25 protein-coding genes are annotated in these 25,260 nt (G+C 53.3%); 20 read left to right on the top strand and 5 right to left on the bottom strand.

Translation table 11 applies throughout. The annotated features are described in order from the left end of the window. Nucleotides 1-46 precede the first annotated feature (46 nt). The 6 genes from mgrA to CYQ09_RS09595 all read left to right on the top strand — a co-directional run bounded on the left by mgrA (nucleotide 47) and on the right by CYQ09_RS09595 (nucleotide 6,048). Complete coding sequence (gene mgrA, locus CYQ09_RS09620; RefSeq protein ID WP_106745161.1) at nucleotides 47-1,102, top strand: L-glyceraldehyde 3-phosphate reductase; 1,056 nt, start codon at nucleotides 47-49, stop codon at nucleotides 1,100-1,102. Continuing rightward, nucleotides 1,099-2,694: a glycoside hydrolase family 43 protein gene (locus tag CYQ09_RS09615; RefSeq protein WP_106745160.1), complete on the top strand. Its 1,596-nt coding sequence runs from the start codon at nucleotides 1,099-1,101 to the stop codon at nucleotides 2,692-2,694. Before mgrA ends, CYQ09_RS09615 begins: the two co-directional genes overlap by 4 nt. Then, a complete protein-coding gene (locus CYQ09_RS09610; RefSeq protein WP_106745159.1) occupies nucleotides 2,691-3,521 on the top strand; it encodes a TolB family protein in 831 nt (276 codons plus the stop codon). The genes CYQ09_RS09615 and CYQ09_RS09610 overlap by 4 nt, the downstream gene beginning before the upstream one ends. Nucleotides 3,522-3,581: 60 nt before the next feature. Beyond that, nucleotides 3,582-4,178, top strand: coding sequence for a nicotinate-nucleotide adenylyltransferase (locus CYQ09_RS09605; RefSeq protein ID WP_239495900.1), 597 nt, complete (start codon nucleotides 3,582-3,584; stop codon nucleotides 4,176-4,178). Further along, on the top strand, nucleotides 4,175-5,641 hold the full coding sequence (gene dacB / locus CYQ09_RS09600) for a D-alanyl-D-alanine carboxypeptidase/D-alanyl-D-alanine endopeptidase (protein ID WP_239495899.1): 1,467 nt from the start codon (nucleotides 4,175-4,177) through the stop codon (nucleotides 5,639-5,641). Before CYQ09_RS09605 ends, dacB begins: the two co-directional genes overlap by 4 nt. Nucleotides 5,642-5,745: 104 nt before the next feature. Next, nucleotides 5,746-6,048, top strand: a complete 303-nt coding sequence (locus CYQ09_RS09595) for a hypothetical protein (RefSeq protein ID WP_106745156.1) — start codon at nucleotides 5,746-5,748, stop codon at nucleotides 6,046-6,048. A 64-nt stretch (nucleotides 6,049-6,112) separates the two neighbouring features. Here CYQ09_RS09595 and CYQ09_RS09590 read toward each other — a convergent pair whose 3' ends face one another. After that, on the bottom strand, nucleotides 6,113-6,532 hold the full coding sequence (locus tag CYQ09_RS09590; RefSeq protein WP_106354654.1) for a tellurite resistance TerB family protein: 420 nt from the start codon (nucleotides 6,530-6,532) through the stop codon (nucleotides 6,113-6,115). A 108-nt stretch (nucleotides 6,533-6,640) separates the two neighbouring features. Here CYQ09_RS09590 and CYQ09_RS09585 point away from each other — a divergent pair, with 108 nt between their 5' ends. The 10 genes from CYQ09_RS09585 to ureG all read left to right on the top strand — a co-directional run bounded on the left by CYQ09_RS09585 (nucleotide 6,641) and on the right by ureG (nucleotide 16,110). Beyond that, nucleotides 6,641-8,206: a lysine--tRNA ligase gene (locus CYQ09_RS09585; RefSeq protein ID WP_106745155.1), complete on the top strand. Its 1,566-nt coding sequence runs from the start codon at nucleotides 6,641-6,643 to the stop codon at nucleotides 8,204-8,206. Nucleotides 8,207-8,372: 166 nt separating this feature from the next. Then, nucleotides 8,373-10,661 carry a glycosyl hydrolase family 28-related protein gene (locus CYQ09_RS09580; protein ID WP_106745485.1) on the top strand — a complete coding sequence of 763 codons (2,289 nt, stop codon included), beginning with the start codon at nucleotides 8,373-8,375 and terminating at the stop codon, nucleotides 10,659-10,661. 325 nt (nucleotides 10,662-10,986) lie between these two features. Next, the gene (locus CYQ09_RS09575; protein WP_239495898.1) at nucleotides 10,987-11,688 is read left to right on the top strand and encodes an urease accessory protein UreD; all 702 of its coding nucleotides are present in this window, start codon (nucleotides 10,987-10,989) and stop codon (nucleotides 11,686-11,688) included. A 3-nt stretch (nucleotides 11,689-11,691) separates the two neighbouring features. Next, entirely contained in the window at nucleotides 11,692-11,994 is a 303-nt protein-coding gene (locus tag CYQ09_RS09570; protein ID WP_106745154.1) for an urease subunit gamma, read from the top strand. A gap of 41 nt (nucleotides 11,995-12,035) precedes the next feature. Beyond that, nucleotides 12,036-12,341 (top strand): urease subunit beta, encoded by a 306-nt coding sequence (locus CYQ09_RS09565; RefSeq protein ID WP_106745153.1) that lies wholly within the window; start codon nucleotides 12,036-12,038, stop codon nucleotides 12,339-12,341. A gap of 1 nt (nucleotide 12,342) precedes the next feature. Then, nucleotides 12,343-14,103 carry an urease subunit alpha gene (gene ureC, locus CYQ09_RS09560; protein ID WP_106745152.1) on the top strand — a complete coding sequence of 587 codons (1,761 nt, stop codon included), beginning with the start codon at nucleotides 12,343-12,345 and terminating at the stop codon, nucleotides 14,101-14,103. A gap of 96 nt (nucleotides 14,104-14,199) precedes the next feature. Beyond that, nucleotides 14,200-14,337 (top strand): hypothetical protein, encoded by a 138-nt coding sequence (locus CYQ09_RS18320; protein WP_162617630.1) that lies wholly within the window; start codon nucleotides 14,200-14,202, stop codon nucleotides 14,335-14,337. Nucleotides 14,338-14,398: 61 nt separating this feature from the next. Further along, nucleotides 14,399-14,857: an urease accessory protein UreE gene (locus CYQ09_RS09555; RefSeq protein ID WP_106745151.1), complete on the top strand. Its 459-nt coding sequence runs from the start codon at nucleotides 14,399-14,401 to the stop codon at nucleotides 14,855-14,857. Continuing rightward, the gene (locus CYQ09_RS09550) at nucleotides 14,847-15,482 is read left to right on the top strand and encodes an urease accessory protein UreF (protein ID WP_106745150.1); all 636 of its coding nucleotides are present in this window, start codon (nucleotides 14,847-14,849) and stop codon (nucleotides 15,480-15,482) included. The genes CYQ09_RS09555 and CYQ09_RS09550 overlap by 11 nt, the downstream gene beginning before the upstream one ends. A gap of 16 nt (nucleotides 15,483-15,498) precedes the next feature. Continuing rightward, a complete protein-coding gene (ureG, locus tag CYQ09_RS09545; RefSeq protein WP_106745149.1) occupies nucleotides 15,499-16,110 on the top strand; it encodes an urease accessory protein UreG in 612 nt (203 codons plus the stop codon). Here ureG and CYQ09_RS09540 read toward each other — a convergent pair. Beyond that, nucleotides 16,079-16,771 (bottom strand): hypothetical protein, encoded by a 693-nt coding sequence (locus tag CYQ09_RS09540; RefSeq protein WP_162617629.1) that lies wholly within the window; start codon nucleotides 16,769-16,771, stop codon nucleotides 16,079-16,081. The genes ureG and CYQ09_RS09540 overlap by 32 nt on opposite strands. Before the next feature lie 53 nt (nucleotides 16,772-16,824). Then, nucleotides 16,825-17,289 carry a YdcF family protein gene (locus CYQ09_RS09535; protein WP_106745483.1) on the bottom strand — a complete coding sequence of 155 codons (465 nt, stop codon included), beginning with the start codon at nucleotides 17,287-17,289 and terminating at the stop codon, nucleotides 16,825-16,827. 204 nt (nucleotides 17,290-17,493) lie between these two features. Here CYQ09_RS09535 and acs point away from each other — a divergent pair, with 204 nt between their 5' ends. After that, a complete protein-coding gene (gene acs / locus CYQ09_RS09530) occupies nucleotides 17,494-19,452 on the top strand; it encodes an acetate--CoA ligase (protein ID WP_106745147.1) in 1,959 nt (652 codons plus the stop codon). An 83-nt stretch (nucleotides 19,453-19,535) separates the two neighbouring features. Here the strand turns inward: acs and CYQ09_RS09525 are convergent, their stop codons facing one another. Together CYQ09_RS09525 and CYQ09_RS09520 are read right to left on the bottom strand one after the other, a co-directional pair. Further along, on the bottom strand, nucleotides 19,536-20,345 hold the full coding sequence (locus CYQ09_RS09525) for a zinc-dependent peptidase (RefSeq protein WP_106745146.1): 810 nt from the start codon (nucleotides 20,343-20,345) through the stop codon (nucleotides 19,536-19,538). A 28-nt stretch (nucleotides 20,346-20,373) separates the two neighbouring features. Beyond that, nucleotides 20,374-21,738 (bottom strand): mechanosensitive ion channel domain-containing protein, encoded by a 1,365-nt coding sequence (locus tag CYQ09_RS09520; protein ID WP_204353923.1) that lies wholly within the window; start codon nucleotides 21,736-21,738, stop codon nucleotides 20,374-20,376. 201 nt (nucleotides 21,739-21,939) lie between these two features. Here CYQ09_RS09520 and CYQ09_RS09515 point away from each other — a divergent pair, with 201 nt between their 5' ends. From CYQ09_RS09515 to leuD, 3 genes are all read left to right on the top strand, one after another. Beyond that, nucleotides 21,940-22,884 (top strand): calcium-binding protein, encoded by a 945-nt coding sequence (locus tag CYQ09_RS09515; RefSeq protein WP_162617628.1) that lies wholly within the window; start codon nucleotides 21,940-21,942, stop codon nucleotides 22,882-22,884. Nucleotides 22,885-23,101: 217 nt separating this feature from the next. After that, nucleotides 23,102-24,508 (top strand): 3-isopropylmalate dehydratase large subunit, encoded by a 1,407-nt coding sequence (gene leuC / locus CYQ09_RS09505; RefSeq protein ID WP_106745143.1) that lies wholly within the window; start codon nucleotides 23,102-23,104, stop codon nucleotides 24,506-24,508. Further along, entirely contained in the window at nucleotides 24,508-25,113 is a 606-nt protein-coding gene (gene leuD, locus CYQ09_RS09500; RefSeq protein WP_106745142.1) for a 3-isopropylmalate dehydratase small subunit, read from the top strand. Before leuC ends, leuD begins: the two co-directional genes overlap by 1 nt. The last annotated feature ends 147 nt before the right edge of the window (nucleotides 25,114-25,260 follow it).

Below are 25,260 nucleotides of genomic sequence, written 5' to 3'. Positions count from 1 at the left end.
GAGCCGTGGTCGCTTGCCACGTAAACGTTATAGGGGAGGATAACACATGACCTACGTTCCAGCAGAAAACCGTTATGAAAACATGGTGTACCGCCGTTGTGGGGCGTCTGGTGTAAAGCTTCCAGCGATCTCGCTTGGGCTTTGGCATAACTTTGGCCACGACACGCCGCATGATACCAAACGTGCAATTTGTCGGACGGCATTTGACAATGGAATCACGCACTTCGATCTGGCCAATAACTATGGCCCGCCGCCGGGTTCTGCGGAACATGCGTTCGGGTCGATCTTGTCCGAGGATTTCAAAGGTTACCGCGATGAGCTGATTATCAGTTCCAAAGCAGGCTACGACATGTGGCCCGGCCCATATGGTGAATGGGGTAGCCGCAAGTATTTGATTGCGTCATGTGATCAGTCGCTCAAACGGATGGGTTTGGATTACGTCGATATCTTTTATTCGCACCGTTTCGATCCTGATACCCCACTTGAAGAAACGATGGGCGCGTTGGATTACATCGTGCGGTCGGGTCGTGCGCTATATGCGGGGATTTCTTCGTACAACACTGAACGCACCCGCGAAGCCGTCGCGATTTTGAAAGATCTGGGTACGCCCTGTCTGATCCATCAGCCGTCTTACAACATGCTAAATCGTTGGGTTGAACGCGATGGTTTGAAAGATACGCTTCAGGATCTCGGCGTTGGGTCGATTGCGTTCACACCGCTGGCCCAAGGCATGCTAACCAAGAAATATTTGGGTGGCATTCCTGAAGACAGCCGCGCAAGCCAAGGTAAATCGCTTGCGCCCACCATGCTGACCGAGCGTGCGATTGAGAACATTCGTAAGCTTAATGAGATTGCCGAAAGCCGCGGTCAGACGCTGGCGCAGATGGCGATTGCCTGGGTCTTGCGCGATGGCGGGATCACGACCGCACTGATTGGTGCATCGAAGCCGAGCCAAGTCGAAGACTGCGTTGGTGCGATTAACAATCTGGACTTCACGGCAGATGAACTATCGCTGATCGATAAATATGCGGACGAAGAGCAGATCAATCTTTGGGCCAAATCAGCCGAGCAAACGCAGGGTGCGGCGGAGCGTAAGAAATGATCCAGAACCCGATTTTACCCGGTTTCAACGCTGACCCGTCGTTTTGTCGGATTGGCGAAGATTACTATATCGCTGTGTCCACGTTTGAGTGGTATCCCGGCGTGCAAATCTATCATTCGCGCGATTTAGTGAATTGGGATTTGGTCGCGCGTCCGCTCAACCGCGCTGCGCTTTTGGATATGCGCGGCAACGGTGATAGCTGCGGGATTTGGGCCCCCTGTCTGTCGTATGCAGATGGCAAATTTTGGCTGGTTTACACGGATGTTAAGCGGCTGGACGGTGGGTTCAAAGATGCGCCGAATTATATCACCACCTGTGAAACGATTGATGGTGAATGGACCGATCCTTGGTATGTGAATTCGAGTGGATTTGACCCGTCGCTGTTTCATGATGACGACGGCCGCAAATATTTCATGAATATGCAATGGAACCATCGCGGTCCCGGCACTGGCGGAAACCCTGCACACGCATCGTTTGACGGTATTTTGTTGCAGGAATGGTTACCTGAAAAGGGGCTGTTTGGCCCGGTGAAAAATGTATACGCAGGCACGCCACGTGGCCTGACCGAAGCGCCTCACATCTTTAAGCGTAACGGTTACTATTACATGACTACGGCTGAAGGTGGCACTGGCTACAATCATGCGGTGTCGCTCGCGCGTTCTCGGGATATTTGGGGACCTTATGAAAACCACCCAGATTTACATGTGATCTGCGCGGAAGGGTCGGATGGACCGATTCAGCGCACCGGGCATGGCCAATATGTCGAAACCCATTGGGGCGGTCTTTACCATACGTTTCTGATGGGGCGTCCATTGGAGGGGCCGCATGGCCCATTTTGTGCCCTTGGCCGAGAGACAGGCATCGAGGAAGTCGAGTGGCGCGACGACTGGCTGTATCTGAAGGCAGGGGGTATGGTGCCACGGGTCGAGGTCAAAGCGCCTGTTGATGTGAAACAGCATGCGCCTGTGCCAGTGTTGCGCCAGCTTGGTGGACAGCTACCGCCAGAGTTTCAATGGCTTCGGACACCGGAAACCGCGCGCATTTTCCGCGAAGATGATGATGCGTTGGTTTTGATTGGGCGTGAAAGCATCGGAAGCTGGTTTGAGCAGTCATTGGTTGCTCGTCGGCAAGAACACCACGCGTATTGTGCCGAAACGACAGTTGAAATTGTCGCCGATACCTATCAGCAGGCAGCGGGTTTGACGACCTATTACAACCGTCACAAGTTTCACGCGGCGTTGGTGACTTATGCCGAAGGTGTTGGCCCCGTTTTGACGTTAATGTCCTGTGCGGGCGACTGGCCTGAGTGTGCGCTGACGTTTCCAACCGAGGACGCGCGGCTAGAGCGTGGATCAGTTGACCTGCGTGTTGAGGTGAACGGAGCAATGCAGCAGTTCTATTATCGCCAAGGGGGCGAGTGGGTTGCCTTTGGTCCTGCGCTTGATGCGTCGGTGATATCAGACGAAGGAGGGCGGGGTGAACACGGATCGTTCACAGGCGCCTTCGTTGGGATGGTTGCATTTGATACGTCAGGTCAGGGCAAGGAAGCTCGGTTCACTCAGTTCAACTATCTGCCGGGAGAGGTGGGTTGAAACCCACCCTACGGAGCCAGCTTTGTGTTTACACGTTGCACAGTGGGGCGGTAGAGGTCTTGCTGGACCATCCTGAGCATATTGAAGCGCCCAATTGGCATCCAGATGGCTATCTGATTGTGAACGGTGGTGGGTGGATTTTTCGTGTGCCGTTGGATGCGCCAGCATTGCATCCTATCGATACAGGATTTGCAACTGCCTGCAACAATGATCACGGTGTTTCGCCTGATGGAAAGATGCTGGTCATAAGTGACAGTCGTCGCACGGATGAAAGTTGTATTTATACCGTGCCGATTGGTGGCGGTGTGCCCTCACGCGTGACCGAGCAGACGCCGTCCTATTGGCATGGATGGTCGCCTGACGGTGCGACATTAGCGTATGTCGCTAAACGTGGTGGGCCATTTGCGCTTTATACTTGCCCGGTCGCCGGCGGGATTGAACGGTGCATCACGGATGTGTTCGATCATGTTGACGGGCCCGATTATACGCCTGATGGCCAGTGGATTTGGTTTAACGGTGAACATAACGGTCGGGTTGATCTATGGCGGATCAGGCCAGATGGAACAAATCTTGAGCAGATGACCGATGATGAAGCGGTGAATTGGTTTCCGCATCCATCGCCCGACGGTACACATGTTCTTTACTTGGCATATCCAAAGGATACCCAAGGACATCCCGGTGGACTTGATGTCGAGTTGCGTTTGATGTCAGCATCCGGCGGTTCAGCCAAGCGCCTTGTTCGCCTAAACGGAGGACAAGGCACAATCAACGTTCCGTGTTGGTCCCCGAATGGTGAACAGTTCGCGTTCATGCGTTTTGTAGCCTGACAGGGCTTTACTTTTACAGCGGACCTCGGCTTTTTGCCTTTGGGTAATAAAGGAAGTGGTGTGTACGGATTTCCAGTCGCAAAATCTGGTCAGGTGATTGGCTTGCTTGGTGGATCGTTTGATCCACCGCACGAAGGCCATGTGCATATTACCAAGGCGGCGCTGAAACGTTTTGGACTGGATCATGTTTGGTGGCTTGTCAGTCCGGGGAACCCGCTTAAGAAAAATGGGCCTGCCCCTTTAAATGAACGGATTCAGGCGGCGTCAGCCATGATGCAACACCCACGTGTTCGCGTGACCGGGGTCGAAGCACAGCTTGGCACGCGGTACACAGCGCAAACCTTGCAGGCTTTGCAGCGGCGGTATCCGGGGGTGCGTTTTGTATGGCTGATGGGGGCTGATAACTTGGCGCAGTTCCATTACTGGCAGGATTGGCGGTGGATTATCGATAACGTGCCAATTGGCGTGATTGCGCGCCCCGGTGATCGCATCGCGGCGCGGCTGTCTAAAGCCGGGCGTATGTATGCCCAATCAAAGGTTCCGAGCACAGCAAGCCACATCATTGGACGTTTGCCTGCGCCCGCATGGTCGTTTGTGAACCTGCCAATGTCCAATCAGTCCTCGACGGCTATTCGTGCGCGAGGTGAGTGGAAATGAAGCTGACCAGACGCACGATGCTCGCCGGGCTGGCTTCGAGCTATGCAACTGGCGTCAGTGCCGAAGCGCCGATGTCATCGCTGCGGCCTGTTGTGCGCCCAAGCTATCAGACAATTACCGAACGAGTGATTACGCAGTCCGGTCTAAGCGGTGAGATTGGCATAGTCCTATCCAACGCAGATACGGGAGAGCTGATCGAGGCGCATAGTCCAGATGTACCGCAGCCGCCCGCCAGCGTAACCAAAGCTGTCACCGCGCTTTATGCGCTAGAGCAATTAGGCCCACTGCATCAGTTTGAGACGACGATATATGCCGATGGGACCGTGACTGATGGTGTGTTGGACGGGAACCTGATCCTAGCTGGCGGTGGTGATCCGAATCTGGTGACCGATGATCTTGCGCAGCTGGCGCAACGTCTAAAAGACACAGGTCTTACCGAGGTAAAAGGCAACTTTTTCGTCTGGGATGACGCGCTGGTGAATTTAGATGAAATCGATAGGACGCAGTTAGATCATCTTGGATATAACCCGACCGTAACGGGACTAAATTTGAACTTTAATCGCGTGCATTTTGAATGGAAGCGGGACGGGGCCAATTATACCACTGCGATGGATGCCCGCAGTGCAAATTACCGCCCAGTGGTCACAACGTCGCGGATACGAATTGCCGATCGCGCTACACCTGTTTTTACCTATCGTGATCTTGGTGACGTAGATCAGTGGAGCGTCGCAAGGTCTGCGCTGAATAATGGTGGGTCACGCTGGCTGCCTGTGCGCCACCCAGCGCTTTATGCGGGAGAAGTGTTTGCCACTTTCGCACGTAGTCAGGGTATTGTGCTAAAGACAGCCGCAGAGATTGCTGATTTGCCATCGGGTGTCACCGCAATGGCGTCGTTCCAAGGTGCGCCTTTGACCGACCTTATGCGGGCGATGATGCGTTATTCGACTAATATTACAGCAGAGGCCGCGGGGCTCGCGACTACGACCAAAGACACTGGGCAAAAATGGGGGCTGCTAGCGTCTGCCGCTCGCATGTCGCGCTGGGCGCGGCAACGCGCTGGCGGTATTAGCCCCTATTTTGCGGATCATTCCGGGTTAGGGGACACATCGCGTCTTAAGGCGTCTGATATGGTTCGCTTTTTGACCGCGCCTGACGTGGCGCGGACGCTTCGGCCGATAATGAAGGACATTCTTGTACGAAACACACAAGGCGATGTGATCCCTGCGACCCAAGATGCCGTTCAGGCGAAAACCGGAACTTTGAACTTTGTATCAAATTTGGCCGGATATTTGCGTGCTGCTGATGGACGGAACCTTGCTTTTGCGATTTTTGCGGCCGACGTTCAGGCGCGTGAGCGTGGCAAGATTGACGGAAGCGAATCACCGCCCGGCGCCCGCCAATGGAATCGTGAAGCAAAGGCGCTTCAGCAGGAACTTTTGCGTGGATGGGCAACGCAGCTATAATGATGCGCAAGATTTTTGGGAACCTTTTGACCTAGACATGTGTTCATTTTCTGAAAGCGCTTGATTGCTAATTTGGCAGCAGCGCACGAAAAAGGAGACATAAAATGAAGACGGGCATGACTGTTGTAGGTGTGGTTCTTGCGGCTGTGATCGCAGTATTTGCGTATTATATGATCGACATCGACCAGACCCAAGAAGGCGCACTTCCAGACGTTGACGTATCTGTTGAAGGTGGCGCATTGCCAGAGTTCGACGCTGACGTGGGTTCAATCGAAATGGGGCAAGCCGAAGTTGAGGTTGAAGTACCTGATGTGGATGTTTCTACGACCACTGAAACCATCGAAGTACCGACGATTTCTATCGAAGCACCTGAAGATGATGGTGTGCTCGATGACGACGAATCTTAATAGTTTTACTTTTTAAATGGTGTGACGGCCCCGAAAGGGGCCGTTTTTTTCGTGCATTGCCGTCTTAAAGCGTTAAATGACGCGCGCGCGCACCGCGTTCAATTGCGGCCGCATGGAGCCGATCAAGATCAAGCTCTTCACGAATTTCTTCAAGCATCCGCCCTTCTTGTTCGTCAATAAGCCCGTCGGCTGCGGCAACGTCACACGAAAGCGCATAGGCTGTTTCAAACAGGCGGTCAGGAAGAGCGTCGCGGATCAGGCCGAACAGCGCCTCGAGCCCGTCTTCGGGTTCAAGCAGTTCAAACACCATTTTTGACATGCGTGGCAGGCGTTCGGGGTCATATCCTGCAAACACTGGCAGCATGTTAATTGCGTTGCTGATTTTTACCAATTCCGATGTACGGATATTTTCGTCCGATGCCGATACGGCGATCATAAGCGCCACAAGGGCGTCTTGTGCGGTCAGCGGTGCGTCTTCGGTCATGGTGTTTCCTTTGTGTTTGTTACCCATTTATTGACGCTGACCCCGTGTCGCAATAGGGAGTGCGCTAAGTAGGCACCATGGGGGTGCTCTTTAGACGTGAGAAATATCATGACCAATTTGCGCGACGCGGCGATGACATCCAAGGCTTGGCCTTTTGAAGAGGCGCGCCGTGTGCTCAAACGTTACGAAAAGAAGGACCCTGAAAAGGGGTATGTTCTATTTGAGACAGGTTATGGCCCCTCAGGTCTGCCCCATATTGGTACCTTTGGCGAAGTAAGCCGTACAACGATGGTGCGCCGCGCATTTGAGATTATTTCTGATATTCCGACTAAGCTGCTGTGCTTTTCTGACGATATGGATGGCATGCGCAAAATACCGGGTAACGTGCCTGACCCTGCGGCGTTAGAACCCTTTATTCAAAAGCCACTGACCGCTGTGCCCGATCCGTTTGGAACACATGGCAGCTTTGGCGATCACATGAATGCCCGTTTGAACAACTTTTTGGATACTTTCGGGTTTGAATATGAATTCGCGTCATCGACTGAATATTACACCAGCGGCAAGATGGACGACATCCTGCTGAAAGCGGCTGAAAAATACGATGACGTCATGGCGATTATGCTTAAATCGCTGCGCGAAGAGCGTCGGCAGACCTATTCGATCTTCTTGCCAATCAGCCCGACCACTGGCCGCGTGCTGTATGTTCCCATGAAAGAAGTCACCAAAGATGGTATGATTACCTTTACGGATGAAGACGGCACAGATGTGACGCTTCCTGTGACTGGCGGAAATTGTAAGCTGCAGTGGAAGCCAGATTTTGGCGCGCGCTGGGCGGCTTTGGGTGTTGATTTCGAAATGTACGGCAAAGATCACGCTACAAATACTGCGATTTATGGTGGTATCTGTCGTGCGTTGGGTGGCCGCCCACCCGAGAACTTTACCTACGAATTGTTCTTGGATTCTGAAGGTCACAAAATATCTAAGACGTCGGGCAATGGTCTGACGATTGATGAATGGCTGACATATGCGTCTACCGACAGCCTATCGTACTTTATGTACCTCAAGCCAAAGACGGCAAAGCGGATGCACTTTGATGTTATCCCAAAGGCGGTAGATGAATATCATCAGCAGCTACGCGCGTATCCCGATCAAGATGATAAGGGTAAGCTGAACAACCCCGTGTTCCACATTCACGGTCAGAACGTGCCTGCATCTGACATGGTTGTGCCGTTTGCGATGTTGCTGAACCTCGCGTCTGTTTCCGGTGCTGAAGACAAAGAAACCCTTTGGGGCTTTATCCAACGTTATGCGCCTGATGCATCCGCTGAAAAGAACCCCCAGATGGATCATGCTGCTGGGTTCGCGGTGCGCTATTACAACGATTTTGTGAAACCGACCAAAGTGTACCGTGCGCCAACTGATCAAGAACGCACTGCCATGCAAGACATGGTTGCCCGTCTTAAGGTTTGGGATGGCGGATTAGATGCAGAAGCGTTGCAATCTATGGTTTTTGCTGTTGGCAAAGAGCATAATTTTGACCCGCTGCGTAATTGGTTCACCGCATTGTATGAGGTGCTGTTGGGCGCATCCCAAGGGCCTCGTTTTGGTGGTTTTATCGCGCTTTATGGCGTCGAGGAGACGATCAACCTCATTGAATCACAGCTGCAAGCCTAAGTTTCATCACGACGATGTCAAAGGCCGGGTTTATGCCCGGCCTTTTGTGTTGCAGCCCCCACCGTCACGGTGGTGTCAGGGCTGATTTAGCAGTTTCACGTACCTCTTTCGCAGCGGTGCCGCATGACGCGGGACCAACATGCACGCTGCCAGAGAAGGTATTTTCATGAACAAAGCGATTACAGACGGAATTGTATTTCAACCGCTGCCATTCTCGGCAGGTTTGGGTGTTTGGTCCAGCGGTGATGGCACGCCGGGGTCTGACACATATGCGATCAGCGGATCGGGTGTGTTTGTTGCGGCCGACGCGGACTTTGCTGGGTGTCTCGAGGTGCTGAAAGTCGATCCAACAGCGCGCGTACGCTATATGGGCGAAACTCCCATTATCGCCGGTTGTTATTTACGTGTGACCGCGAAGGTGAAAGCAATTTCAGGACCGCTGCCTGCTGTGCGTGTGTCGGGTTGGGCCGGGCAGGCGGGTGGGGCACCTGTTGCTGGGTTGCCTGCATTTGGGCCTGCGACACAGCTGACCCATTATGGACAGGTTGTCGAAGTCAGCGCAATCATTGGCACAGGTGACCGTACTGGCGTCGACATGCTTTGGAGCGATGCTGACTATGGGCACTTTGGGATTGATTTGACTGGCCTGACCGGCGGTGTTGTGCGTGTTGACGACATTCAGATTGAAGATGTCAGCAACGTTTTCACGCGCGATCTGTTGTCGCTGGTTGATGTGAAGGATTTCGGCGCCAAGGGCGACGGTGTCACGGATGATAGCGCCGCATTCGAGACTGCAGACGCTGCCGCCAACGGCCGCACCGTCATGGTGCCTGCCGGGGATTATCGTCTAGCAGATAACGTCACGATGGAAAATCACGTGAAATGCGAAGGCCGTATTGTGCAGGATGCGCAGTACCGTTTTATTCTGCAGCGCGGTTATGATTTTGATGCTTACCTAGATGCGTTTAAAGACGAAGAAACCGCCTTTAAAAAGGCCTATCAAGCGCTGATCAACTTTGCCGATCATGAATCGCTTGATCTGTGTGGGCGACGCGTTTCGTTGTCTGAACCTGTGAATATGCAAGCCTGTGACCCGTCGCGGACAGTATATGCCACGCGTCGTGTCATCCGTAACGGGCAGTTTGAACCAGTCGATGGCGCTGCTTGGGACGCAGATGTTGTGACATCGCAGGCCAGCTATAGTGCAGCGGACGAATTGACGCTGACCGATGTGGTCGACATTGCAACCATTCCCGTGGGGGCGTTGGTCGAAGGCAATGGAGTGGGGCGCGAGATTTACGTACGTTCAATCAATATACCAGACCGTATCATTACGCTGAGCGCGCCATTGTTCGACGCTGAAGGCAGCCAAAACTTCACCTTCACGCGGTTTAAGTATTTGTTGGATTTTTCCGGCTACGAGAAGCTAAGCCAGTTTGTGTTAGACGATATTGAGTTTCAGGGCAGCGGGATCGCCAGTGGTATTATGCTTGCGCCAGCGGGTCTTACGTTTCACTTGCGCGATTGCTTTATCAACAAACCCAAAGACCGGGGCCTAACGTCGCCCGGGCGCGGCTGTCAGGGAATGATGCTTGATCGTTGCCAATTTATCTCGGCAGAGCAGCCGCTTGCCGTGTCTCAAAGAGTAAGTATTGGGTTTAATGCAAATGCAAACGACGTAAAAATTCGCGATAACAGGGTCAATCGTTTCAAGCACTTTTGCGTTTTAGGCGGTTCAGGTACTTTGATTACGGGCAACCATTGGTTTCATGGCGATGATGAAGCACTGGGTATTCGCAAGGGCGGAGTCATCCTGACGTCACCCAATCCCAAAAGTATTTTTACCGGCAACTATTGCGACAACAATTTTATTGAATGGACGAATGAACACAGCAGTGATCCGTCGTTGGGTGCCCAATTTTCTTTTGGGGGGCTTACCATTACAGGCAACATTTTTTTGACCAGTGATGTGGCATCTTGGGCGAACTTCATTGTGATCAAACCCTATGGTCCAGGGCACTATATTAATGGGTTTGCGGTCGTGGGGAACGTATTTCGATCATCCAACGGGCAGATCGACCGGGTCGAACGCGTTGATACAACTTTTGCTGACTTGGACTATAGCCGTACGCGTGGGCTCGAATTTCGTGGGAATACGTTTCACAACGTGCACGAACCCGTTTCAAATCCTGCGACCCTAGATCACGATCAAGCCACAGAGGCGCTGACGTGGGTAATGGAAACGGGCACTGCATTGCCGTTCGACGGGCACGCCAAGTTCGTTGATACGGTTATGCCGGATGGGCCGATTAGCAACAGTGTAGGCGTGCGAATTCATGAAATGCCTTGGGCTGAGGGTAGCCAAGGGTCTGATAACCGGTCGGTGCATCTGAATTGGGGCACCGCGGTAAAGGGCAATGTCCGGTATCAGGTCCGGATGGATACGCCGTATTAAGCTAGTTTGAAGCGGACCAAAGGGGGTATCACTCGACGCCCTCTTCGGTATTCATGCTACACGTATGCCTAACTTTTGGGCGAATGGCAGCAGTGGTGTGAAAACTTGAGCGATTTTTTCGGTGCGCACTGGCATCACCCTACGGTTATTTGGCAGTTTGATTTTCGAAACATCAAATGACCGAGGCCACTCAATAACCTACGCTGCCGAAATCAATGTCGCAAAAGCGTCGCCCTTGGCCCCACGCGCCCAAGGCGCGTTGCAGCTTAGGGCGAAGCGGCGGGGTAGGGATTCAGTCATTGCTGATCTCCGCCACGAGGGATCCTTGAAGGCGCTATTTCCGCGGGTGCACGGCGCGGCATTGGATGCCGTATTTTTGAATACTGCAGGTGGTTTAACCGGCGGTGATCATATGCAGTTTGATATCGCGGCTGATGACAACGCACATATCATTCTTTCATCGCAAGCGGCGGAACGTGCATATCGGGCTCATCCGGGGCAGGTGGCGCGTTCAAATGTAACGTTGCGAGCAGGGCCCGGCGCACGCATTGACTGGCTGCCCCAAGAAACCATTTTGTTTGACAGTGCGGCGCTGGATCGCCGGATGAATGTCCATCTTTCTCATGATGCCACTGCATTGATTGTTGAACCCGTGATATTCGGTCGGCTCGCGATGGGCGAAGTCATTCGCACGGTACATTTCACGGATCAATGGCGTATCTGGCGGGACGGGACGTTGGTATTCGCGGATGCCATTCGACTTATAGGTGACGCGCAGGCGCAGATGGCGCGTGCCGCAATTGCCGATGGCGCTGGTGCCATGGCGACGGTTCTTTTAGCAGGCGCACAGGCCGAAGCCTTGGCTAGCGGTTTGACCCTTCCTGATACCAGTGGCGCGAGCCTGATTGCGGATGACCTGCTGCTTGTTCGGCTGTTGGCCGAGGATGGCTTTGCCCTGCGTCGTCAACTTATCCCTGTTGTTGAGGCGCTATCAACCGCGCCCATCCCCCGTGTTTGGAGACTGTAAACCATGCAACTAACCCCCCGCGAAAAAGACAAGCTGCTGATTGCAATGGCCGCTGAGGTCGCGCGTAAGCGGCTCGCCCGTGGTGTAAGGCTGAATTATCCCGAAGCAATCGCGCTGATTACGGACGCTGTCGTCGAAGGCGCACGCGACGGTCGGTCGGTTGCTGATATGATGCAAGCTGGTGCGCAGGTGATCACCCGCGAACAGGTTATGGATGGCATCGCCGAAATGATCCACGAAGTGCAGGTCGAGGCGACCTTTCCTGACGGTACCAAGCTGGTGACCGTGCATGACCCGATCCGTTGATTTTTGAGTATTTATAGCAAGATGATGAGGGGGATATTACGATGAAGCCCGGTGAATTGATTGTCGCAGATGGCGAAATTACTTTGAACGCAGGCGCAGAGGTTACAGTTATGGAAGTGGCCAATACGGGCGACCGGCCGGTGCAAGTCGGCTCTCATTTCCATTTTGCAGAAACGAACCCAGCCTTGGATTTTGATCGTGACGCGGCTTACGGGCTGCGGCTTGATATTGCCGCCGGAACGGCTGTGCGGTTTGAGCCGGGCCAGCGCCGTGAGGTTTCATTGATCCCGATGTCGGGCGCACGTCGCGTGTATGGATTTAATGCCAAAGTGATGGGGGATCTTTAGGATGCCAGCAACAATTTCTCGCCGCGATTACGCAGCTATGTTTGGTCCCACCGTGGGCGACAAGGTTCGGCTAGCTGATACCGATTTGATCATCGAGGTCGAGCGCGATCTGACTGCTGAATATGCTGGTGCTGCTAGCACTGGCGGGTCCGGCAATAATGCTATGCTTTATGGCGAAGAGGTTAAGTTCGGCGGTGGCAAGGTTATCCGTGATGGTATGGGGCAAAGTCAGGCGACCCGTGCTGAGGGTGCCGTTGATACGGTTATTACCAATGCCCTGATCGTCGACTGGACTGGGATCATTAAGGCGGACGTCGGCCTTAAGGGTGGTCGTATCGTTAAGATCGGTAAGGCAGGCAATCCGGATACCCAGCCCGGCGTTGACATTATCGTTGGTCCGGGAACCGAGGCGATCGCTGGCGAGGGGCGCATTCTGACCGCTGGCGGTATCGACAGTCATATCCACTTTATCTGTCCGCAACAGATCGAAGACGCGCTGCATTCTGGTCTGACGACTATGATCGGTGGCGGCACTGGACCTGCACATGGGACGCTGGCGACGACCTGTACACCGGGGCCTTGGCATCTTGGTCGTATGATGCAATCGGCTGATGCGTTTCCGATGAACCTTGCTTTTGCGGGTAAGGGGAATGCGTCACTGCCTGCTGCGCTGGAGGAACAAGTGCTGGGCGGTGCGTCCTGCCTGAAGCTGCATGAAGACTGGGGAACGACCCCAGCAGCGATTGATAACTGCCTGTCTGTCGCAGATGCGATGGACGTGCAGGTGATGATCCACACGGATACGCTGAATGAATCTGGGTTTGTTGAGAATACCGTTGGCGCCATGAAAGGCCGTACCATCCACGCATTCCATACCGAAGGTGCAGGGGGCGGACATGCGCCCGATATTATCAAGATTTGTGGCGAGGCACATGTGTTGCCATCATCCACAAACCCAACACGCCCGTTCACCGTGAACACGGTAGATGAACACCTCGACATGCTGATGGTTTGCCATCACTTGGATAAATCAATCCCGGAAGACGTCGCCTTTGCCGAAAGCCGCATCCGCCGTGAAACGATTGCCGCCGAAGATATCCTGCACGACATGGGCGCGTTTTCGATCATTGCATCTGACAGTCAGGCCATGGGCCGGGTTGGCGAAGTGCTGATCCGTACGTGGCAGACCGCTGATAAAATGAAAAAGCAGCGCGGCGCGTTGAAAGAGGAAACCGGCGACAACGACAACGTACGAGTCCGTCGCTATATCGCAAAATACACGATCAACCCGGCCATCGCGCATGGGATTTCGGCGCATGTTGGATCGATTGAAGAAGGTAAACGTGCTGACCTTGTCTTATGGAATCCCGCGTTCTTTGGCGTGAAGCCCGAGATGATCTTGATGGGTGGTACCATCGTGGCCGCGCAAATGGGTGATCCAAACGCGTCAATCCCGACGCCGCAGCCAGTCTATTCGCGCCCGATGTTTGGTGCATATGGGCGGTCGGTTGAAAACTCTGCCGTTACATTTGTGAGCGCTGCTGCTCAAGACGCTGGTCTGCGCGATAAGCTGGGACTGGCAAAGCAGACATTGGCCGTCACGAATACCCGCAACATCGGCAAGAAAGACCTAAAGCTGAACGATGCCATGCCACATATGGAGGTGAACCCTGAAACCTACGAAGTGCGTGCGGATGGAGAGTTGCTGACATGCGAACCCGCCAAAGAATTGCCAATGGCACAACGGTATTTTCTGTTCTGATGGGTATGACGTGGCGTTCAAAGGGCTTGATTGCTGCGACGCAGCATTATAGATTTGTTGCAGGGAGGAAAGACATCGCTTTTGACGAGGCTCAATATGACTTTCCAGACGAACAACACTCTTATCACAAACCGCGAAATGATCATCGAATTGGCCAAAGTGGCTGTTCGGGAAATCTTTCTTCTACCAGCAACCGTCTTGCGTGCGGTGCATCGCATCGCGACAAAGCGCTAAAAACATGCTTCCCTCTGGCGCATGCTAGGGGGATGGCGCAACGAAATCATGTAGGTGCGCCATGACAGCCAAGGCGCATCAAACACAGCCCCATGCGCATGGGGCTGTCGCAGGTACTGTTAGTTTGACCTATGACGCACGACTGCTGCGTCGTAAGCGGTTGACCACTGATGCGGGTGAACTGTTCTTGGTGGATCTGCCGCAGACGACATCGGTGAATGCGGGCGAAGTTTTCCTGCTCGAAGATGGTCGTCAGATTACTGTTGCCGCTGCTGACGAACCGTTGATGCGGGTCACTGGCGACCTTGTTCGGCTTGCATGGCATATCGGTAACCGGCATGCGCCTTGCGCGGTTTTGCCTGATGCGTTGGTCGTGCAGCGCGAAAAAGTGATGCGCGCGATGCTGGAACAGTTGGGCGCGACTGTCACGGATTTCGACGGCCCGTTTACCCCAGAAGGCGGTGCCTACGGGCACGGCCGGACTATGGGGCACGATCACAGCCATTCCCATGAACACTGAACACCTGCTGACACTGACCCAGTGGCTTTCGCCTGCCTATCCTATCGGCGCATTTGCGTGGTCGCATGGGTTAGAACAGGCCGTGCAACGCGGTGATGTGGCCGATGCGGCCGGGTTGGCGGATTGGCTGGATGCTGTGCTCACCCAAGGCGCCGGGCGGTCTGATGCTATATTGCTTTGTGCGGCACATGGTGCCGATGATGTGGCCCCTGTTGCTGAATTAGCGGCAGCGCTTTCGCCTTCGCGGGAACGAAGGATGGAGACCGTGCAGCAGGGTGCGGCGTTCGCTTCAACGACACGTGCGGTTTGGGCACTGGACCTGCCGGATATGGCCTATCCGGTGGCCGTTGGCCGTGCTGCGGGCCTTATGGGATTGCCGGTCGTTCCGACAGCGCAGGTTTGGTTGCAAAGCTTTGCCAGCAATCTGGTGCAGGCAGCCCAACGACTGATGCCATTGGGGCAAACAGAAGGGCAGCGCATTCTGGCGGGTTTGTCGCCTGTGTGCGCTACGATCGGCGAGGAAGCCGCGCAATCCACTTTGGATGATATAGGCACGGCCAGTTTTGCTGTTGATATTGCGTCGATGCAGCATGCGGACCAGTATCCGCGCATATTCCGATCATAAGATAGATGGAGCAAGAATGATGTCACCGCATGGACCGTTGCGCGTTGGAATTGGTGGGCCTGTTGGCGCGGGTAAGACGACGCTGACAGCGGCGCTTGCGCGTGCGTTGAAGGATCAGGTTAGCCTTGGGGTGATTACGAACGACATTTACACCCAAGAAGACGCCGAAGCTCTGATGCGGATGCAAATCCTGCCCGCTGACCGCGTGATGGGGGTCGAAACGGGTGGTTGTCCGCATACTGCGATCCGAGAGGACGCGTCCATCAACCTCGCTGCAATTGCTGAAATGCGTGCGCGACACGATGATCTTGAACTGGTGCTTATTGAAAGCGGTGGTGACAATCTGTCTGCGACGTTCAGCCCGGAGCTGGCCGATGTAACGATCTATGTTATCGACGTTGCCGCTGGCGAAGAAATCCCGCGCAAGGGTGGCCCCGCAATCACACGTTCCGACATTTTGGTTATCAACAAAACTGATCTAGCACCGCATGTTGGTGCTTCGTTGGATGTGATGGCGACAGATGCCGCGCGGATGCGTGGGGATCTTCCCGTTGTTTTTGCGAGCCTGCGACACGGGCAGGGGGTTGAAGATGTGATTAGTCTTCTGCGCGAAATTGGGGGATTGTAGCGGTCGACCAAAGGTCCAGCTTAAGCGCCGATCCGCGGTCGCCGGTTAATGCTTTCACCGCGCCAAGGCTGATCGAGTACCGTTCATTTACATGGAAGATCAGCGAGGGGTTCACCTTGGCATAGGTGTCATCGTCATACCCTTGCCCTGTTTGCAGTTGGGACACGACAGTCCAGCGATCACTTAGATGATGCCCCCATGTAAAATCTGCTTTGGACCGAAAAACATGATCTATGTCGCCGTAAGTGGCGCTGGTATCAATGGCGAGCCAGCCTTGATCTAGCCCGCGCCCCCAAGACACGCCGCCGCGCGTCAGGTGCTCTACCGGGTTAAGGGGGTCCACCCGGCCACCCAAGCCAATATGTGCGGACCATGTGTTGGGCGCGATAGGTTCTCCGATCGGGAAGCTCGCGAAAAACACCGCAGCTTGAATGCGTCCCTGATCGGCCGTGTGATAATCGACGCCAAGGGTAACAAGGCCATTCAAGCCATATTCGGCATAGAATGTCGGGTCGTAGTTCACCGGAAGTTTTGCGCCTTCCGATAGTAAAAAGTTCCCGCCACTTGCTGTGAAAATCTGTCTGTGTTCACGGCTCCATGGTCCGGCGTCCGCAAGGGATACCGTGCAGAGAAAATACAAACAGGTAATAAGAAACCGCATCAATACATCCAGTCAGATGTTGGCAGTCTGCGTTAAGGATAGTTAATACTGCGTTAAGGTTGGCGCGGGGTCTTCCGCAGTTTGATCGCGTAAGCAGGCAGCGCGATTGCTTCGCGCAGGTGTTGCTTAAGAATGCTCCGGGTTGGTCGGGGGCTAGATACAGTCGCGTTGAACCCGAAATGTCGGGCAACCATGGCAGCGCGGCGCGCGTGATACCTGTCAGTTACAATTATGACATCACGACCAGTCAGTAATTCCCGCGCATTGCGAATATTTTCCAAGGTCGTGGTCGATTGATCCTCTGGCAGGATGCAGTCGGGGCTAACGCCGTGGTGCTCAAGAAGGGTTTTCATCAGCGCCGCCTCGGTCGGAGGATAAAGCCCCAGTCCACCACATGGGATGATGATGGGTGCCTGACGATCAAGCCAAAGGCTGGCCGCGTGTAAGGTGCGTCGGCGCAAGGCAGGTGACGGGCCATCCTTCCAAACAGCAGCGCCCAGAACAATTATCGCGTCCATTTTGATGCGCCTCATTCCATGTGTTTTGTAGGTCTTGTAAAAAACCTAACAAAATTCACGCCTCGCGGGTGTTAAGATTGACAAATTGCGCATTGGCTTAGCGCGACGGCTTGGATTCCTAATCATTCTGATCATGATATGCCTCGGAGGAGGCCAACAGTTTCTTAGCTGGGCCCAAACGACACGTCAAAGGGGGGAGAGACCATGACCGATCAAACATCCAAGATGTATCCGCCATCTGCCGAAATGGCCGCCGCAGCGCATGCGGACAAGGCAACATATGACGCGATGTACGCACAGTCGATTTCTGACCCCGAAGGTTTCTGGGCTGAGCACGGCAAGCGCGTTGACTGGATCAAGCCTTTTACGAAGGTTAAAAACACCAGCTTTGCGCCCGGCAATGTTGACATCAAATGGTTCGAAGACGGCACACTGAACGTCACCGCAAACTGTATCGACCGCCATTTGGAAACCCGTGGTGATCAGACGGCGATCATCTGGGAACCAGATAGCGTTGACGATGAAGCGCAGCACATTACCTACAAGCAGCTCCACGAACGCACCTGCAAAATGGCGAACGTCCTAAAAGAAATGGGCGTGACCAAAGGCGACCGCGTCGTGCTTTACCTGCCAATGATCCCAGAGGCCGCCTATGCGATGCTTGCCTGTGCGCGTATTGGTGCGATCCACTCGATCGTATTTGCTGGGTTCTCTGCCGAAGCCTTGGGCGCACGTGTAAACGCATGCGACGCAAAGGTTGTTATCACGTCTGACGGCGCACCACGTGGTGGCCGCGTGACGAACCTCAAGGATAGCGTGAACCAAGCGCTGCTGAACGACTTTGACGAAGTGAAATGCTTGGTCGTGAAACGTACTGGCCAGCAGATCGCATGGCGTCCTGAGGGTGATTACTGGCTGCACGAGATGGAAGAAAAGGTCAGCGCCGACTGTCCGCCCGAAGAAATGAACGCCGAAGATCCGCTGTTCATTCTGTACACATCAGGGTCCACTGGTCAGCCAAAGGGTGTTGTGCATTCGACGGGTGGTTACATCGTCTATGCAGCGATGACCCATCAATACACATTCGACTATCATGATGGTGATGTGTTCTGGTGTACTGCCGACGTGGGCTGGGTCACTGGACACAGCTATATCGTCTACGGCCCGCTCGCTAATGGCGCGACGACTGTGATGTTCGAAGGTGTACCAACATATCCAGACGCAGGTCGTTTCTGGCAGGTCTGTGAAAAGCACAAGGTCAACCAATTCTACACTGCGCCTACTGCAATTCGCGCGTTGATGGGGCAGGGGAAAGAGTTCGTTGAAAAATACGATCTCTCTGACCTGAAAGTGCTGGGAACAGTGGGCGAGCCTATCAATCCAGAGGCTTGGAACTGGTACAATGATGTTGTCGGTAAAGGCACGGTGCCAATCGTCGATACATGGTGGCAGACCGAAACTGGTGGTCACCTGCTGACCCCACTACCGGGTGCAACTGCGACCAAGCCGGGTTCTGCAACGCTTCCGTTCTTCGGTGTGCAGCCTGTGATCCTTGAACCAACGTCGGGCGAAGAAATCCATGATACCGCCGCCGAAGGTGTGCTGTGTATCAAAGATAGCTGGCCGGCTCAGATGCGCACCGTATGGGGCGACCATGAACGGTTCGAGAAAACCTATTTCAGCGACTATAAAGGTTATTACTTTACCGGTGACGGCTGTAAGCGCGACGACGACGGGTATTACTGGATCACTGGTCGCGTTGATGACGTGATCAACGTATCGGGTCACCGGATGGGCACGGCCGAGGTCGAAAGCGCACTTGTTGCTCACGCTAAGGTCGCTGAAGCCGCGGTCGTTGGTTATCCGCACGCGATCAAAGGGCAGGGCATCTATGCCTATGTCACCTTGATGACGGGCGAAGAACCATCTGAAGATCTGCGTAAAGAGCTAGAGGTTTGGGTGCGTTCAGAGATTGGCCCAATTGCAAAGCCTGACTTGATCCAGTGGGCGCCGGGTCTTCCAAAGACACGTTCAGGTAAAATCATGCGCCGTATCTTGCGTAAAATTGCCGAAGACGATTTCGGCGCACTTGGCGATACATCCACATTGGCCGACCCGTCCGTGGTCGATGACCTAATCGAAAACCGGATGAACAAAGGCTAAGGCTTCGCTTAATTGATAGAAAAGGCCGCGCAAACTTATTGCGCGGCCTCTTCTAAATCCGGGTCAATTTGCATGACGGTTTCTTATGACCATTGTGCTGGATTTAGCTTTAGTAGTTCAGCTATTTGCGCATAGAATTCGGGTTCGTCTTTTTGTAGCTGGGCGGGTTTCTCAAAGAAGACTTCGACGGCCACAGCGAAAAATTCTTGATGGTTTTCTGCGCCATAGGCATCCAGCAGGGTTTTGCGTCCCTGTTCCACGTTTTGAAGGTGGCGCTCGTATGATGTTAGAAACACGCGTTCCCATTGCGCAAAGCTTTGGTTTTTCTTGAGTAAAGGAACGCCGTTTGTATTTCCGGATAGATCATCAAGTTGGTGTGCGAATTCATGCAAGACAACATTGTGTCCGTCATATTCATTTTCAGCACCCCGCTGGGAGTGTTCCCAAGATAGAATGACAGGGCCACGTGACCAGCTTTCGCCATATCGTATGACTTCTTTTTGCTGAACGACAAAGCCATCGTGCGTGGTCGTGATCGACTTGAATGCACTGGGATAGACAAGAATTGTCCGAAGGTTTTTGTACCAGTCGTCACTGTTAACGATAAGCAGACATGCTTGGGCCGCAATCGAAAGCCTGATTCCATCCGTGACTTCGAGGCCATTACAGCCACTGATATCAACTTGATGTAAAAAGAGCCTGATTTTTCCTTCTAGCTTGGCTGTCAGTTCAGGAGGGAGCCGCCGTATCAGCGGGACTTGTTCCACGACGATGTTGCGTTCACTATCTGAGAGGCTGGCTTTCAGTAGGCGCTGCCGAAGCTTCTGTTTTTGCCAGATGCGATAAGACAGTGCACAGGCTGCAAGAACCATGAAGGTTAAGAGAATTGGCATGTTTATTTCGTATGTTGGTTTTTATTGCTTAGGCACTTGGCAAAGAGCTATCAGCTTTTTTGCCGACATTTTCAGTCTGCAACATCTTTACCTCTCGCTGTGGGAACGGAATGCTGATGTCGTGTTCTTGGAATGCGTCCCAAAGCGCGAGGAAAACGTTGCCGCGGATATTGGTTAAGCCCCCCGTGGGGTCGGTGATCCAAAACCGTAAGATGTAGTCGACAGAGCTGTCACCAAAACCGACGATGTGGCAGACGGTGGGACGACTGGTAAGAACGCGGTCGACGCTTTGTGCTGCTTCAATTGCGATGCGGCGGACATCATGTGGGTTGTCGGTGTATGACGTCCCAAAGTGGATATCGAGCCGGACAAAGTCGTTGGAATGTGACCAGTTCACGACCTGGCCGGTAATCAGGTCTTCGTTCGGGATGAGGTATTCTTTGCCGTCGCGCGTGACTACAGACACGTAGCGCGCGCCAAGGGCGTTGATCCAGCCAAAGGTTTCACCAAGGCTAATCACGTCGCCCGGTTTGATCGATTTGTCGATCAGGATGATCACGCCAGAGACAAGGTTCGACACGACCTTTTGGAGGCCAAAACCAAGGCCAACACCGATTGCCCCCGACAGAACTGCGAGCCCGGTTAGGTCGATCCCGATTGCTTTAACACCGAAATAGAAAGCCGCCCCATAGATCGCGATTTGAAGCCCCTTGACGATAAGCACTTGCATCGACGGGCTGATGTCTTTGTTGCTGCGCACCTTATTTGCGGTCGTTGTGGTGAAGAACCTAGCGAGGCTGATTAGCACCCCGAGAATGACCAGAGACTGGACGACTAAAAGCAATGAGAACCTGATTTCGCCGATTGTGAAACCAGCACTGTCGAGCAGTTCTTCTGTGGGTTCCAGTAACCCGAGGATACGAAGGCTGACATAGGTCCATGCCCCATAGCGGACAGTCTTTCGTAAGAACGGGCTTTTAATGAGCCGTGTCGCGAAAACGACGGCAAGCCATGCAAAGGCTAATGTGCCAATGATCCCAAGCAAATAGCTTCTGCTATTCCATGTGACTTCTCGCATGACAAAGATTGTGAGCCAGATCAGTGCCACAAAAAATATCGCTCTTAGTCGTTGATTGGTAACAACTAAGATACGCATCCGCCATTTGGGCCAGTTTTCACGCGCTGCCATCCATGCTCTGATGCGGGGTCCTAAGGTGGTCCGCAATATATGCGCGAGCACGAAAAGCCCGATCGCGATGCCGATTTGATAGATGTTCCATGTTCGAATAAATGTGTCAGCGAATTTTGACATGTAATCGAACAGTTCGTTGCCTATCGATAGGACTTGTTCGAGTTGTTTGTCGCCTTCTGGCTGGGATGCGTGTGCGGCCATGATACTCTTACGATTGGGTTGGATCAGTGTTGCACGTCGATGGGCCTTTGGGCAAGCTAAGCTGAGACTTCCTTTGGCAACAGATGCGGCGCATTTGCCATACCTCTTGCGGGTATGTCCCGGTGCGCGAATTGAAGCTTGAGCGTGTGTTCTGGCCGGGGTAAGGCCCCGTAGAAATTAATTTTTTCGAAAGAAATGGCTATGTACATTGCTTTGGCACTGGTTTTGGCGACCTTCGGTTTGGTGTTTTTGGCTGACGAAGACGACGATGATGATGTGACTGGAAATGAAATTCGTGGCAGTGAAGAAGATGATGACGTAACCGGGACTGAAGGCAACGACACTATTCTGACGTGGGCCGGTAACGACACGATCGATGCTGGTGCTGGCGATGATGAAATTCGCCCCGGTGAGGGTGACGATATCGTGCGCGCTGGGGATGGTCGCGATTGGATCGTGGGTAGTCCTGGCAATGATGAATTATATGGTCAGGTTGGTGGTGATCGCGTGTTTGGCGGCACCGGTGACGACATTATTGACGGCGGGTATGGTTCTGATCGACTTGGCGGTCAGGACGGTGACGATACCATTTTTGGTGGTTATGACGCACGCGAGGAAGATGGCGAACTGGTTCCTGCTTTAAACTCTACTGATCATATCAGTGGTGGCGACGGTGATGACACGATCTATATCTGGGGCGGTGATGGAATTGCGCGCGGCGATGATGGCGAAGACGATCTTGTTCTTGTTACCGGCGCTGCGACGCTTGAGGCTGGCGCAGGCGCGGGCGACGACTTTTACGTGCTTGCAAATGTCACAGACGAACAGCTGACCGAAGCAATCATCGAAGATTTTGATCCGTCGCGTGATACGCTGACATTGACGGTTGATCATGTTCCTGCTGGTGGAACCCTGCCTGATGTTGATGTCACGATGACAGAAACTCAGGTCGATGGCGTGAGCGGCGTTATGGTCGAGGCTGTTTATACTGGTCCAGGCGATATCCCCGAAGAGACAGAGGGCGCGGTTGCTTTCCTGAAAGGGGTCACCATCGATTTGCTGGATGGCGCGAACATTTCAGTTGAAACGACCGACCAAGCCGATTTGTTCGATGCAGAGGCAACAATGGCGCAATTGGCCGGTTAATCCACTGTATAAGTGGATACTGACGCAGAGTGGGACTTGCGAGACTCGCTGCCCATGTATATCTGACCCGTTATGAAACAGGTTTTTGATATGGATGACCGCGCTCGCCTACCTTGGCGGTTTTTCGGCGCGAGCTGCACGATACTAGCTCGGGGTTGATCCCCTCGCCAATTCCGCACGCCTGAAGACATCTGAAAATTTGATACGGGAGAGGACCATGTCCCCCAAAACGCTCTATGACAAAATCTGGGATGCGCATGTTGCGCATGAAGCAGAAGACGGCACTTGTTTGCTGTATATCGACCGCCATCTGGTACACGAAGTAACCAGCCCACAGGCGTTCGAAGGCCTGCGTATGGCCGGACGCACAGTGCGCGCACCTGAAAAAACCATCGCGGTGCCGGATCACAACGTGCCAACCACATTGGACCGCGCGAACGCGTCTACGATGACCGAAGATAGCCGTATTCAGGTTGCCGCGCTTGACACGAACGCCAAAGAATTCGGCCTGCACTATTACCCCGTATCTGACGTGCGTCAGGGTGTTGTGCATATCGTTGGCCCAGAGCAAGGCTGGACACTGCCCGGCATGACCGTTGTTTGCGGCGATAGCCATACAGCGACACACGGCGCGTTTGGTTCACTGGCGCACGGTATCGGTACTTCTGAGGTTGAACACGTTCTGGCGACCCAGACCTTGATCCAGAAAAAATCGAAGAACATGAAGGTCGAAATCACTGGTAAACTTGCCCCCGGCGTGACCGCAAAAGATATCACCATGGCCGTTATCGGCGAAACGGGTACCGCTGGCGGCACGGGTTACGTGATCGAATACTGTGGTGAAGCGATCCAAAGCCTTTCTATGGAAGGCCGTATGACGGTTTGTAACATGGCGATTGAAGGTGGCGCGCGCGCTGGGCTGATCGCGCCAGACGAAACCACATATGCCTACTGCAAAGGCCGCCCACATGCACCTAAAGGTGATGAATGGGATGCTGCACTGGAATACTGGAAAACGCTCTTTACAGACGAAGGTGCGCATTTCGACAAAGTGCTGACCCTGCGTGGTGAAGATATTGCTCCGCTTGTGACATGGGGAACATCACCCGAAGACGTGCTTCCGATCACGGCAACTGTGCCTGATCCAAGCAGCTTTGAAGGCGGTAAGGCAGGCGCTGTTCAGCGTTCAATTGAATACATGGGTTTGGAAGTTGGGCAAAAACTGTCTGACATCAAAATCGATACTGTGTTCATCGGCTCTTGTACAAACGGCCGTATCGAAGATTTCCGTGCCGCGGCAGCGGTCCTGAAAGGCAAAAAGATCAAGGAAGGGATGCGCGCAATGATCGTTCCCGGCTCTGGTCTGGTGCGCGCGCAAGCCGAAAAAGAAGGCATCGCGCAAATCTTTATTGATGCTGGATTCGAATGGCGTCTTGCTGGTTGTTCCATGTGCCTTGCCATGAACCCTGATCAGCTTGCTCCGGGTGAGCGTTGTGCATCTACTTCGAACCGTAACTTCGAAGGTCGCCAGGGTTACCAGGGGCGTACGCACCTGATGTCTCCAGCTATGGCTGCAGCAGCAGCAATCACCGGTCACCTGACTGATATCCGGGAGATGAACTAATGGAAAAGTTCAATAAACTTAGCGGTATTGCCGCTCCTCTGCCGTTGGTGAATATCGATACCGATATGATTATTCCAAAGCAGTTTTTGAAAACAATTAAGCGGTCGGGCCTTGGCGCGAACTTGTTTGATGAAATGCGTTTTGATCGTGAAGGTAACGAAATCGCTGATTTCGTTTTGAACAAGCCGCAATACCGCGATGCGCAAATCCTTGTCGCTGGCGATAACTTTGGCTGCGGTTCATCGCGCGAGCACGCGCCTTGGGCGATTGCCGACTTTGGCATCACGTGTGTGATCGCGTCTTCATTCGCGGACATCTTTTACAACAACTGTTTCAAAAATGGCATTTTGCCAATTGCGTTGCCGCAAGAGCAGGTCGACGTGTTGATGAAAGATGCTGAAAAAGGATCAAATGCCCGGATCGAAATCGACCTTGAGGAACAAACAATCACGTCCTCCGACGGGGAAGTGTTTAACTTTGAAGTTGATGAATTCAAAAAGCACTGCCTGCTGAACGGTTTGGATGATATCGGCCTATCACTCGAAAAGGTTGCTTCAATTGATAGCTTTGAGGCAAAGGCTGCCGTTGAACGCCCTTGGGCCTAACCACGTCTCCTAATATCCATTTGAACAGGCCGCACTGCTGTGCGGCCTGTTCCATTTAATGATAAACTTATCGAAAATTTTATGATCTAATTTCAGCAGCGTGACAGGTTGTAACAAGTGCAGTATACTAAATAGCAATCCATTCGA

The sequence above is a fragment of the Yoonia maritima genome (genome assembly GCF_002933395.1).
Classification (GTDB): domain Bacteria; phylum Pseudomonadota; class Alphaproteobacteria; order Rhodobacterales; family Rhodobacteraceae; genus Yoonia; species Yoonia maritima_A.
This window is presented reverse-complemented; position numbering and strand designations above follow the sequence as displayed.